Annotated in this window: 9 protein-coding genes; 4 read left to right on the top strand and 5 right to left on the bottom strand. The window is 73.6% G+C overall.

Annotated elements, in window-relative coordinates:
* Positions 1-4: 4 nt before the first annotated feature.
* From ACIP93_RS11375 to rsmH, 4 genes are read right to left on the bottom strand one after another with little or no spacing between them, the layout of a single operon-like run.
* The gene (locus ACIP93_RS11375; RefSeq protein WP_380836952.1) at positions 5-1711 is read right to left on the bottom strand and encodes a UDP-N-acetylmuramoyl-L-alanyl-D-glutamate--2,6-diaminopimelate ligase; all 1707 of its coding nucleotides are present in this window, start codon (positions 1709-1711) and stop codon (positions 5-7) included.
* A 54-nt stretch (positions 1712-1765) separates the two neighbouring features.
* On the bottom strand, positions 1766-3703 hold the full coding sequence (locus ACIP93_RS11370) for a penicillin-binding protein 2 (protein ID WP_345226542.1): 1938 nt from the start codon (positions 3701-3703) through the stop codon (positions 1766-1768).
* Positions 3704-3722: 19 nt separating this feature from the next.
* The gene (locus ACIP93_RS11365) at positions 3723-4229 is read right to left on the bottom strand and encodes a septum formation initiator family protein (protein WP_401757559.1); all 507 of its coding nucleotides are present in this window, start codon (positions 4227-4229) and stop codon (positions 3723-3725) included.
* Positions 4226-5185, bottom strand: coding sequence for a 16S rRNA (cytosine(1402)-N(4))-methyltransferase RsmH (rsmH, locus tag ACIP93_RS11360; protein WP_345223764.1), 960 nt, complete (start codon positions 5183-5185; stop codon positions 4226-4228). Before rsmH ends, ACIP93_RS11365 begins: the two co-directional genes overlap by 4 nt.
* 385 nt (positions 5186-5570) lie before the next feature.
* Here rsmH and ACIP93_RS11355 point away from each other — a divergent pair, with 385 nt between their 5' ends.
* From ACIP93_RS11355 to ACIP93_RS11340, 4 genes are all read left to right on the top strand, one after another.
* Positions 5571-6125, top strand: coding sequence for a carbonic anhydrase (locus ACIP93_RS11355; protein ID WP_345223762.1), 555 nt, complete (start codon positions 5571-5573; stop codon positions 6123-6125).
* Positions 6126-6333: 208 nt separating this feature from the next.
* On the top strand, positions 6334-7347 hold the full coding sequence (locus tag ACIP93_RS11350; RefSeq protein ID WP_345223760.1) for a MoxR family ATPase: 1014 nt from the start codon (positions 6334-6336) through the stop codon (positions 7345-7347).
* Positions 7347-8759 (top strand): DUF58 domain-containing protein, encoded by a 1413-nt coding sequence (locus tag ACIP93_RS11345; RefSeq protein ID WP_401757557.1) that lies wholly within the window; start codon positions 7347-7349, stop codon positions 8757-8759. The genes ACIP93_RS11350 and ACIP93_RS11345 overlap by 1 nt, the downstream gene beginning before the upstream one ends.
* Before the next feature lie 34 nt (positions 8760-8793).
* Positions 8794-11217 carry a DUF3488 and DUF4129 domain-containing transglutaminase family protein gene (locus ACIP93_RS11340; protein WP_401757555.1) on the top strand — a complete coding sequence of 808 codons (2424 nt, stop codon included), beginning with the start codon at positions 8794-8796 and terminating at the stop codon, positions 11215-11217.
* 346 nt (positions 11218-11563) lie between these two features.
* Here the strand turns inward: ACIP93_RS11340 and ACIP93_RS11335 are convergent, their stop codons facing one another.
* Positions 11564-11959, bottom strand: coding sequence for a DUF3040 domain-containing protein (locus ACIP93_RS11335; RefSeq protein ID WP_345223753.1), 396 nt, complete (start codon positions 11957-11959; stop codon positions 11564-11566).
* Between the last annotated feature and the right edge of the window lie 129 nt (positions 11960-12088).

Raw genomic sequence — 12088 nt, 5'->3', positions numbered from 1 at the left:
CCGGTCAGCCCCTCTTGTCTTCCGTGTCCTGCGGGCGCGTGTCCTGCGGGCGCGTGTCCTTCAGGCGGCGCTCGACCGCCGCACGCAGCACGGTGCGGTCGTCGAAGGGACGGACCACGCCGTTGATGTCCTGGCCCTGTTCGTGGCCCTTGCCCGCGACGAGGACGGTGTCGCCGCTCCGCGCGCGGGCGACGGCCTCGGCGATGGCGGCGGCCCGGTCCTCGAACACGGCGACGTCGCCGCGCTCGTGGGCGGGCACCTCGGCGGCGCCGGCGAGCATGGTCGCCAGGATCGCGAGGGGGTCCTCGGAGCGGGGGTTGTCGCTGGTCAGCACGGCGGTGTCGGCGAGCCGTGCGGCGGCGGCGCCCATCGGGCCGCGCTTGTGCGTGTCGCGGTCGCCGCCGCAGCCGAGCACGATGTGCAACTGCCCCTCGGTGACCTTGCGCAGGGCGCGCAGGACCGACTCGACGGCGTCCGTCTTGTGCGCGTAGTCGACGACGGCGAGGAAGTCCTGTCCGGCGTCGACGCGTTCCAGGCGGCCCGGGACGCCGGGGACGGCGGCGATGCCGTCGGCGGCGGTCTGCGGGTCGTACCCGGCAGCGGCCAGGGTGACGATCGCGGCGAGGGTGTTGGCGACGTTGAAGGGGCCGGGCAGCGGCGCGGTGGCGTGCACGTGCTCGCCGTTCGGGCCCACCACCGTGAAGGTGCTGGACTGCGGGCCCACGTCCACCTTCTCGGCGCGCCAGTCGGCGTCCGGATGGCCCTCGGCGGAGAACGTGATCACCGGGACGGTGGCCTCGGTGACCAGGCGGCGGCCGTACTCGTCGTCGAAGTTGAGGACGCCCAGCCTGGACCGCTTCGGGGTGAAGAGCTGCGCCTTCGCCTGGAAGTAGTCCTCCATGTCGGAGTGGAACTCCATGTGCTCCGGGCTCAGGTTGTTGAAGACGGCCACGTCGAAGACGCAGGCGTCGACCCGGCCGAGCACCAGGGCGTGGCTGGAGACCTCCATGGCGACCGACCGCACGCCGCGTTCGCGCATCACCGCGAACAGGGCCTGGAGGTCGGTGGCCTCGGGGGTGGTCCGCTCCGACTTGACGCGCTCGTCGCCGATGCGCATCTCGACCGTGCCGATGAGCCCGGGGAGGTCGCCGGCCTGCTTGAGGCCGCCCTCCACGAGGTAGGCGGTGGTGGTCTTGCCGGAGGTCCCGGTGATGCCGATCTGGAGCAGGTCGCGGCCGGGGTTTCCGTAGATGTCGGCGGCGAGCTGGCCCATGTGGGCGCGCGGGTTCTCCACGGCGAGGACGGGCAGCCCGGTCGCGGCGGCGCGTTCGGCGCCCGTCGGGTCGGTGAGGACGGCGGCGGCGCCCAGTTCGGCGGCCTGGGCGACGAAGTCCGCGCCGTGCAGGCGGGCTCCGGGGAGGGCGGCGTAGACGTCGCCGGGGCGCACCGCGCGGGAGTCGTGCGTGATTCCTGTGGTCTCTCCAGGTCCTGGGGACTCGATGCCCAGCCGTTCGGCCAGCTCCCCGAGGGTCGTCGGGCGGACCCGGTCCGGCCTGGGCGCTCCGGGGTAGTTCACCGGGGCGTCCTTCTGGGTGGTTTGGGACTGATCAGCGTGTGGCACGGCGGTGAGCGTACCCGCCGGACCGGGCTGCGGGCGAAAGCAGGGGGGTTCCGCAACCCGTTTTCGGTGGTCGTTGGTGAGCGTTGTCACTGAGGGTTTCCACTTCGGTACTCGGGATGCCGCTCCGCCGTCCGCCCGGGTGTGTCACCGGCCGGGTTCGAAGGAGACCGGGAGCCGGGCCGGCTTGCCGCCGGTGGGGGCGACCTGGCGGGTCTTCAGGGCGAACTCCATGACCTGCTTGTAGACGGGTCCGCAGATCTGGCCGCCGAAGTAGCTGCCGGTGGTGGGGTTCTGGATGGCGCAGTAGACGGTGATGCGGGGTGCGTCGGCGGGCGCGAACCCGGCGAAGGAGGCCGTGTAGCCCTTGTACCGGCCGGTCTCCGGGTCCACCCGGTTGGACGTGCCGGTCTTGCCGCCGACCCGGTAGCCGGGGATGCGCGCCTTGGTGCCGGTGCCCTCCTCGTCGTCGACGACGGACTCCAGCATCTTGGCCAGGGTGGTGGCGGTCCGCTCGCTGACGACCCGGGTCTTCGGCGGGGCGGGAGCGGGCGTGAAGCGACCGTCCGGGCCCTTGCTCCCCCGTACGAGGGTGGGCTCGATCCGCACCCCGCCGTTGGCGATGGTGGAGTAGACGGAGGCGGCCTGGAGGGCGTTGACCGACAGGCCCTGGCCGAAGGGGATCGTGTACTGCTGCGAGGTGGACCACTTCTCCGGCGGGGCCAGGATGCCGGGTGTCTCGCCGGGGAAGTCGAGGCCGCTGCGCCGGCCGATGCCGAACTTGGTCAGGTAGGAGTGCAGCACCTTGTTGGCCTCGGCCTGGGTGTCGCCGAGTTCGCCGGTGGCCAGGATGGTGCCGATGTTGGAGGACTTGGCGAGGACCCCGTTGAGGGTGAGGTACCAGGTGGGGTGGTCGATGTCGTCCTTGAAGAGGCGGTCGCCGCGCTTGAGCCGGTTGGGGACGACGACATGGGTGCCCGGGTGGGCCACCTTCTCCTCCAGCACGGCCGCCAGGGACATGATCTTCGAGGTGGAGCCGGGCTCGTACGCGTCCTGGAGGGCGGCGTTGCCCATGGCGGCGGCGTTCGCCTGGGAGAGGTCGTTGGGGTCGAAGCCGGGGGCGTTGGCCATGGCGAGGACCTCGCCGGTGCGGGTGTCCTGGACGATGACGTAACCGCGGTCCGCCTTGGACTTCCTGACCTGTTGTTCGATGGCGTTCTGCGCGGCCCACTGGATGTCGCGGTCGATGGTGAGCTCCATGTCGGAGCCGGGCACCGCGGGGGTCTCGTTGGCCCCGGCGGTGGGCACCCGGCGCCCGCCCGCCTGGGCGAAGGTGACCTCGCCGTCCTGGCCGGCGAGCTCCTTGTCGAGCTTGACCTCCAGGCCGCCCGCGCCGCGGCCGGCGGCGTTGACGTAACCCAGTATTCCGGCGGCGAGGTCGCCGTTGGGGTAGACGCGGGTGCTGCTGGGCTCCTGGAGGATGCCGCCGAGGAGGTTGGCGGCGGAGTTCGGCCTGCGCAGGTTGGCGGCGGCGGCCTTGTCGCCGTACACGCTCTTGAGGTCCTTGATCTGCTTCCAGACCTGCGGGGTCTGCCGGCGGGCCAGCACGACGTAGCGCGACTTGGGAGTGGCGAGTTTCTTCGCCAGGTCGGCGGGGGCCTTGCCGAGGATCGGCGCGAGGATCGCGGCGGCCTGCTGTGGCGCGTCGGGGACCTTGGCCTCCCCGGGGGTGAAGAGGTGCGGGTCGGCGGTGATGTCGTGCGCGTCGACGCTGGCGGCGAGCGCGATGCCGCTGCGGTCGGTGATCTCGCCGCGCTCGGCGGTGAGGGTGTGCCGCGCCTGCCGCTGGCGTTCCGCCTTGTCGGTGTACGTCGCCGCGTCGACGGCCTGCACCTGGAACAGGCGTACGACGAAGGCCAGCATCACCAGCGTCAGACCGAGGCCGACCAGCCGGAGCCGGGGCTTGGGACTGCCCAGCCGGAGGGTCTTGGCCTTCGCGGCGGGGCGGCGGGCGGGGGCGGGCCTGCGCGCGGGCGGCCGGCCGGGGGCCGGGACCCGGCGGCGCGGTCCGTCGTTCGGGGGCACGGCCTTCGGGGGCACTGCGTCACCTGCCGGGGGTCGTCGGGGGCGGCTGCGTCTGCGGCCCGGAGGCGGGCGGGGCCGGGGGCGGGGTCCGGTCCGCGCTCCCGGGAGGGACTGCGGGAGCGTGCTGCGGGCGCACCGGCTCCAGGGCGGGTTCGGGCTCGGGGGCCCGGCTCGGAGTGCCGCGGACCGTGCCGTCGGGGTCGAGGAAGACCGGGGAGCCGCCCGGGACCATGCCGAGCTCGCGGGCCCGGCGCTCCAGGGCGCCGGGGGCGGAGCGGTCGTCGACGTCGTGCTGGAGGGCCTGCTCCTCGTCGGTGAGCTCGGTGGTCTGCTTCTTGAGGTCGTTCAGCCGGAACGAGCCCTCGTTCAGCGCCGAGTTCAGCATCAGCAGGCAGATCAGTCCGCCGCCGAGCAGCACCACGACCAGCAGCACGAAGGGAGTGCGGGCCGCCTGGGCGGGGCCCGACGGCATCAGTTCGGAGAGCCGCGCCGCTCTCCCCCGTACCTGCTTGGCCGCTTTGGTCACTCGGCTTCTTCCTCCCGGATGCGCTGGGCGCCGCGCAGCCGGGCGGGGGCCGCCCTGCGGTTCTCGGCGACCTCTTCCTCGGTGGGCAGCTCCGCGCCGCGGGTGAGCAGCTTCAGGCGCGGCTGGTAGCGCTCGGGGACCACGGGCAGGCCCGGCGGGGCGGTGTTGGCCGCGCCCGCCGCGAAGACCTGCTTGACGATGCGGTCCTCCAGCGACTGGTACGACATGACGACGACGCGGCCGCCGACCGAGACGGCCCGCACGGCGGCCGGGATGGCGGCCTCCACGCTGTCCAGCTCGCCGTTGACCTCGATGCGCAGCGCCTGGAAGGTGCGCTTGGCGGGGTTGCCGCCGGTGCGCTTGGCGGCCTGCGGAAGGGCGTCGCGGATCAGCTCGACCAGGCGGGCGCTGTTGCTGAAGGGCTCCTTCGCGCGCTCGCGCACGATCGCCGAGACGATCCGCTTGGCCTGCTTCTCCTCGCCGTACTGGCGCAGGATGCGGACCAGCTCGCCGGGCGCGTAGGTGTTGAGGACCTCGGCGGCGCTGACCCCGGCCGACTGGTCCATGCGCATGTCGAGCGGCGCGTCCTGGGCGTACGCGAAGCCCCGGTCGGCCTCGTCGAGCTGCATGGAGGAGACGCCCAGGTCGAACAGGACGCCCTGGACGCGCGGGACGCCGAGCCCCGCCAGGACCTCGGGCAGCTCGTCGTAGACCGCGTGCACCAGGGTGGCGCGCTCGCCGAAGGGGGCCAGGCGCTCGCCGGAGAGGCGCAGGGCCTCCTTGTCCCGGTCGAGGCCGATCAGGCGCACACCCGGGAACTGGGTGAGGAGGGCTTCGCTGTGGCCGCCGAGCCCGAGGGTGCAGTCGACGACGACCGCGCCGGGCTCGGAGATGGCCGGGGCCAACATGTCCAGGCACCGCTGGAGCATCACCGGGACGTGTCGGGTCTGGCTCATGCGCCCTCTCAGAACAACAGCGCGCGGCGTGCAGGTGTACGTACGGCCCGGTCCCCACCCGCTCGGGAAGGGGAGCCGGGCCCGGTGGAGGGCGTCCGGCCGACGAGCGGGCGGAGGCCGGGCCGTACGTAACTGCCGCGCGCGGGGAACTCACTGGATTTCGTACAACGCGTCACTTTAGTCCACCGGCCCGCACGGTCAATCAACGGGCGACGGGCCGTGCGGCGTGCCCGCGACAGTCCCTCCGGCCGCCGTTTCACTCGTACGAGGGAAGGACGGACCGCCCCCGGGGGGCCTTGTGGGTTAGCTCACAACGGGACGCATTGACCTCCTTTTCCCCTCCCCCGGCGGGTCCCGGCCCGCGTCGGCCATTACCGTCATAGCCATGTCGACTTCCGCATCTCTTCCCGAGGGTTCCGCGGCCGCCCAGGGCCCGGACACCGACCCGACGGTCATCGACCGCCTCGTCAAGGCCAACCAGGAGTACGCCTCCGGTTTCAGCGACCCGGGCATGGACGCCCGCCCCGTCCTGAAGGTCGCCGTGGTCGCCTGCATGGACGCCCGGCTCGACCTGCACGACGCGCTCGGCCTCTCGCTCGGCGACTGCCACACCATCCGCAACGCGGGCGGCGTGGTCACCGACGACGTGATCCGCTCGCTGACCATCAGCCAGCGGGCGCTGGGCACCCGGAGCGTCATCCTGATCCACCACACGAACTGCGGCCTGGAGTCCCTCACCGAGGACTTCCGGCACGAGATCGAGGACGAGGTCGGCCAGCGCCCGTCCTGGGCGGTCGAGGCCTTCCGCGACGTGGACCAGGACGTACGGCAGTCGATGCAGCGCGTGCGGACCTCGCCGTTCCTGCTGCACACGGGCAGTGTGCGCGGTTTCGTCTTCGACGTGACCACGGGCCTGCTGCGGGAGATCGATCCCGCCTGAGCCTGCCCGGAACCCGTGCAGAAAAGCCCCGACTCCGGCATTTCGCACACACTTGTCCACAGGCGAGTGACACGAAGCGGTAACGGCAACAAGAATGCGTACGAGACACCCGGTCGGGCCCCTTCCGGCGCGACCGCGGTGTCCGTGTTTTCGGGGTGGGCCGTTCGCGTCGTCGTGACGCCGGCCCGTAAGGGCCGAGGAGGGCCGGGTGACGACCTATGACGATCGAGCGAGCCTCACAGATCTGACCACCACAGCGGAGCAGGTGCGCAGGTCGGTGGAGGCTGTGATCGAGGGCAAGCCGGAGGTCGTACGGCTCTCGCTGACCGTGCTCCTCGCCGAGGGGCACCTGCTCATCGAGGACGTGCCGGGCGTGGGCAAGACCATGCTCGCCAAGGCGCTGGCGAGATCCATCGACTGCTCGGTGCGCCGGATCCAGTTCACGCCGGACCTGCTGCCCTCGGACATCACGGGTGTGTCGATCTACGACCAGCAGCGGCGCGACTTCGAGTTCAAGCCGGGTGCGATCTTCGCGCAGATCGTCATCGGCGACGAGATCAACCGCGCCTCGCCCAAGACGCAGTCCGCGCTCCTGGAGTCCATGGAGGAGCGGCAGGTCACCATCGACGGGCAGACGTACGAGCTGCCGAACCCGTTCATGGTGGTGGCGACGCAGAACCCGGTCGAGATGGAGGGCACCTACCCCCTCCCCGAGGCCCAGCGCGACCGCTTCATGGCCCGGGTCTCCATCGGCTACCCCTCCCCCGAGGCGGAGCTGCAGATGCTGGACGTGCACGGCGGCGTCTCGCCGCTGGACGACCTCCAGCCGGTGGCGCACGCCCACGACGTGGTCAAGCTGATCGACGCGGTGCGCACGGTGCACGTCGCGGAGGCGGTACGGCGCTACGCGGTCGACCTGGTCGGCGCCACCCGCACCCATCCCGACCTGCGCCTGGGCGCCTCCCCGCGGGCCACCCTGCACCTGCTGCGGGCCGCCAAGGCCTCCGCCGCGCTCAGCGGCCGGGACTACGCGCTGCCCGACGACGTGCAGGCGCTGGCCGCCGCCGTGCTCGCGCACCGGCTGCTGCCGACCGCGCAGGCCCAGCTGAACCGGCGCACCGCCGAACAGGTGGTGCTGGACATCCTCCAGCGCGTCCCCGTGCCGACCGGTTCCGGCGCCCCCGCACCGCCGTACGGCGCGCCCGGCCTCCGGTCGCTGTGATGTCCGGCCGGGTCCCGGAGGCCGAGCCCGGGGAGCAGGGCGCCCTGGAGAGGAGCGGCGGCCGGGCGGCGCTGTCCGGGCTGACCACGCGCGGCCGGTCGTTCCTGGCCGCCGGGGTGGCCGCCGCCGTCTGCGCTTTCGTGCTCGGGCAGGGCGACCTGCTGCGGGTGGGCGTGCTGCTGGCCGTGCTGCCGCTGCTGTGCGTGGTCGTGCTCTACCGCACCCGCTACCGGGTCGCGGGCAGCCGCCGGCTGACGCCCGCCCGGGTGCCCGCCGGGTCCGAGGCGCGGGTGCACCTGCGGATGGAGAACGTCTCGCGGCTGCCGACCGGGCTGCTCATGCTCCAGGACCGGGTGCCGTACGTGCTCGGGCCCCGGCCCCGCTTCGTCCTGGACAAGGTGGAGGCGGGCGGCCGACGCGAGGTGTCCTACCGGGTGCGCTCCGACCTGCGCGGACGGTATCCGCTGGGGCCGCTCCAGCTCCGGCTGACCGATCCGTTCGGGATGTGCGAGCTGAGCCGGTCGTTCAGCGCGCACGACACCCTGACGGTGGTCCCGCGCGTGGAGGCGCTGCCCGCGGTGCGGCTGACGGGCGAGGCCAACGGGTACGGCGACGGGCGGCTGCGGTCGCTCGCGCTGGCCGGCGAGGACGACATCATTCCGCGCGGCTACCGGCACGGCGACGACCTGCGCCGGGTGCACTGGCGCTCCACCGCGCGCCACGGCGAGCTGATGGTGCGCCGCGAGGAGCAGCCGCAGCGGGCCCGCTGCACGGTGCTGCTCGACACCCGGCGCGGCGCGTACGCCGGGGCGGGGCCCGACTCGGCCTTCGAGTGGGCGGTGTCGGGGGCCGCCTCGGTGCTGGTGCACATGCTCGAACGGGGTTTCTCGGTGAGGCTGTTGACCGACACCGGCACGTGTGTGCCGGGCGAGGGGTCGGGCGGATTCGCCGGTTCCACGCAGGAGTCGGCGGACTCGGCCGGGCTGATGATGGACACCCTCGCGGTCGTGGGGCACTCCGGCCTCGACGGGGGCGGCGGCCTGTCGCCTTCGTACGAAGTGCTGCGCGGCGGCAGCGACGGGCTGCTGATCGCCTTCTTCGGCGATCTGGACGACGAACAGGCGGCGATCGCCGCCCAGATGCGCCGGCGCGCCGGCGGGGCGGTCGCCTTCGTCACGGACTCCGCGGTGTGGACCGCCGAGCCGGACCGGGCGGCGGCGCTGCGGGAGCAGGCGGAGGACCGGCTGCGGCTGCTGCGCGAGGCGGGGTGGACGGCGGTCGCGGTCGCGCCGGGCACGCCCTTGGAGACGCTGTGGCAGCAGGCCGACGCGCAGCGCGCGGGCGCGGCGCAGAGCAAGAGCATGAAGACGGGAACATCGGGGATGTCGGGGATCTCGGGGGGCTGGTCATGAACGGGGACCGGGCAAGGGCCCGCGGGGGGCGGCGGTGAGCGGGCGCGGGCGGATGACGCTGTGCGCGCTGGCCGCCACGCTGATGGCGTCCGGTGCGTTGATTCCGCTGGTCACGGACGCGGGCTGGTTCCTGGAAGCGGCGCTGCTGGTGGCCGTGCAGGCGGGCGTGGGCGCGCTGGCCCGGCGGGTGCCGCTGGCCAGGACGCTGACGGTGGCGGTGCAACTGGTGGCGTCGATGCTGCTGGTGACGCTGTTCTTCGTGGCCGACAAGGCGGTGCTCGGGGTCCTGCCGGGCCCCGACGCGGTCGCGGAGTTCGGGCGGCTGCTGAACACGGGCCTCGCCGACGTCAACCGGTACGCCATTCCGGCGCCGACCAACGAGGGCATCCGGCTGATGCTGGTCGGCGGGGTGCTGCTGATAGGGCTGGCCGTCGACGCCCTCGCGGTGACGTTCCGCAGCGCGGCCCCGGCGGGGCTGCCGCTGCTCGCGCTGTACTCGGTGGCCGCCGGGCTGACCGGCGGCGGGGCGAGCTGGCTGTGGTTCCTGCTGGCCGCGTCGGGCTATCTGCTGCTTCTGCTGGCGGAGAGCCGGGACCGGCTGGCGCAGTGGGGCCGGGTGTTCGGCGGCGCGGGAGGCGGCGAGCGGCGCAGGAGCGCGGGCGGGCTGGAGTCGGGCAGCGGTACGCCGCTGGCCCCGGTGCGCACCGGCCGCCGGATCGGCGCGCTCACCCTCGGCATCGCGCTGGTGATCCCCGCGCTGCTGCCGGCCCTCGACGGCGGCCTGCTCGGCGGGCGGGGCCCGGGCGGCGGCGGGGCGGGCGGCGGCGGCACCATCTCCGCGGTGAACCCGCTGGTCTCCCTCCAGGAGAGCCTGAACCAGCCGACCGACCGGGAGGTGCTGCGCTACCGCACGACGGCGCAGCAGACGCAGGACATGTACCTGCGGATCGTCGCCCTCGACCAGTTCGACGGCACGCAGTGGAGGTCGTCCGAGCGCAAGATCCAGGACGTGCCGGACCCGCTGCCCAGGCCCCAGGGCCTGGGCGCCGACGTGCCCACGGCGGAGATCAACACCAACATCTCGGCCTCGCAGTCGTACACCCAGAACTGGCTGCCGCTGCCGCTGGTGGCGACGAAGGTCGAGATCGGCGGACGCTGGCGGTACGAGCCGGAGGGCCGGACCCTGGTGGGCGACCGGGGGCAGACCACGGGCGGGGTGTCGTACAAGGTACGGAGCCTGGCTGTGCAGCCGACCAAGGAGCAGCTCGCCAACGCGCCCGCGCCCCCGGCCGCCCTGCGCAAGGAGTACACGCGGGTCCCCGGGGCGCTGCCCGCCTCGGTCGGGCAGACCGCCCTCCAGGTCACCCGGGGCGCGGCGAACGACTACGAGCGCGCGGTCGCGCTGCAGAACTGGTTCGCCTCCGAGGGCGGCTTCACGTATGACACGCAGGTGCAGTCGGGCAGCGGGGCGGAGGCCATCACGCGCTTCCTGAAGCAGAAGGAGGGCTTCTGCATCCACTTCGCCTTCTCGATGGCGGCGATGGCGCGCACGCTGGGCATCCCGGCCCGGGTCGCGGTGGGCTTCACTCCCGGCACGGCGAAGTCGGGCGGCGAGGTGTCGGTGGGGCTGCGGGACGCGCACGCGTGGCCCGAGCTGTACTTCGAGGGGCCGGGCTGGACCCGGTTCGAGCCGACGCCCACCCGCGGCACCGCCCCGCAGTACACGGTGCGGGACACCCCGTCCGACGACACGAGCAGCCCCGCGCAGCCGTCGGCCGGCGCCGGCACCTCGCAGAGCGCGGCCCCCAGGCCGTCCGACAGCTGTCCGGCGGCCGAGCGGCGGCTGGGCGACTGCGGCGGCGGCGCACAGGCGGGCGCGGCTCCGCCGACCGACCCGGGCGTGCCGGTCGGCACCGTCGTGGGGGTCGCGCTGGGCGTACTGGCCCTGGTGTTCCTCCTGCTGCTGCCGTTGCTGTGGCGGACCCGGGTGCGGGTCGGACGGCTGCGCTCGGGCGGCCGCACCCCGGCGGACGCGGCGGCGCGCACGCTCGCTGCCTGGCGGGAGATCGTCGACTCGGCCTGGGACTTCGGGACGGCCCCGGACGAGTCGCAGACGCCGCGCAGGACGGCGGCCCGGATCGTCCGGCTGGGGTCGCTGGAGGGCCCGGCGGCGGAGGCGGTGCACCGGGCGGCGGGTGCGGTGGAGCAGGTGCTGTACGCGCCCGTGCCGCGGGCGAGCAGCGGTCTGGTGGACGACGTGCACCGGGTGCGGGAGGGGCTGCGGGAGCGGGCGGGCCGGCGGGCCCGGCTGCGGGCGCTGCTGCTGCCGCGTTCGACCGTGCGGGTGGTGTGGGCGCTGTCCGCGCGCTGGAACGCCCTGGCGGCCCGGTGGCGGGGCGACGGGCGCCTGGACCGGTGGTCGGCGGCGGTGCGGCGGACGGCCCGCCTGCGGGGCTGAGCGCGGGACGGCCGGCGGGGCCGGATTCCGGCACGGACCCCGCCGGGCGGGGGCGGGGCACGGCCGGGGCGCGACTGAGGCAGGTGTACGCGGCCCGGGCGGCGCATGCCGTGGACGGCTGGGGCGGTGAGCGGCCCGGGCGGTGCGTACGCGGTGAACGGGTGGGGCGGCGGGCGGCCCGGGCGGCGCATGCCGTGAACGGCTGAGGTGGCGGGCGGCCCGGGCGGTGTACGCGGTGAACGGGTGAAGGCGTGGCCCGTGGGTGCGGACGGGTGAGGGGCGGGCACCCGAAGGTGTCCGCCCCTCACCCGTACATGTCGTCGGTCCCGTGCGGCGCGGGGTCCCGCTAGCTGCCCTGCTGCTCGTCGCGGCGGCGCTGCCAGCGTTGTTCTATGCGGTTCATGACCGAGCGGCGCTGCCGGGACTGACGGCCCGCGGGCGCCATTCCCGGAACGGGCTGTTCACCCGGTTTGGGCGCCTTGCGCCATCCGGTGACCGCGAGTACGGCACAACCGAGCATGACAAGGAAACCGACCACGCTCACCCAGATCATCTGGGCGACCATGCCGGCCATGAGGAGCGCGATACCCACCAGAAAGCCTGCGACCGCCTGGTAGACCCGTCGCCGGGTGTACGTACGCAGCCCGCTTCCCTCAAGCGCTGTCGCGAATTTGGGATCTTCGGCGTACAGCGCTCGCTCCATCTGCTCGAGCATTCGCTGCTCGTGCTCCGAGAGCGGCACGGAGTCCTCCTACTCGTCGGTCGCGGGGGGCGACCGGATGCGGCCCTTTCAGAATAGGCAGGGAATCGCCCCCGTGAAACCCGCCCTCTACGCCAATTCGCCAATCCGGGCCGCCGTGCCGGCTTGGCT

Origin of the sequence: Streptomyces sp. NPDC088745 (assembly GCF_044751045.1) — a bacterium.
Classification (GTDB): Bacteria; Actinomycetota; Actinomycetes; order Streptomycetales; family Streptomycetaceae; genus Streptomyces; species Streptomyces cremeus.
Note: the sequence above shows the minus strand (reverse complement) of the source record. Positions and strands in the feature narration are given on the sequence as shown.

Bases quoted from the DNA above. Each gene is read 5' to 3' on its own strand.
- rsmH (WP_345223764.1), bottom strand. From the start codon at position 5,185: ATGAGCCAGACCCGACACGTCCCGGTGATGCTCCAGCGGTGCCTGGAC.
- ACIP93_RS11355 (WP_345223762.1), top strand. From the start codon at position 5,571: ATGTCGACTTCCGCATCTCTTCCCGAGGGTTCCGCGGCCGCCCAGGGC.
- ACIP93_RS11345 (WP_401757557.1), top strand. From the start codon at position 7,347: ATGTCCGGCCGGGTCCCGGAGGCCGAGCCCGGGGAGCAGGGCGCCCTG.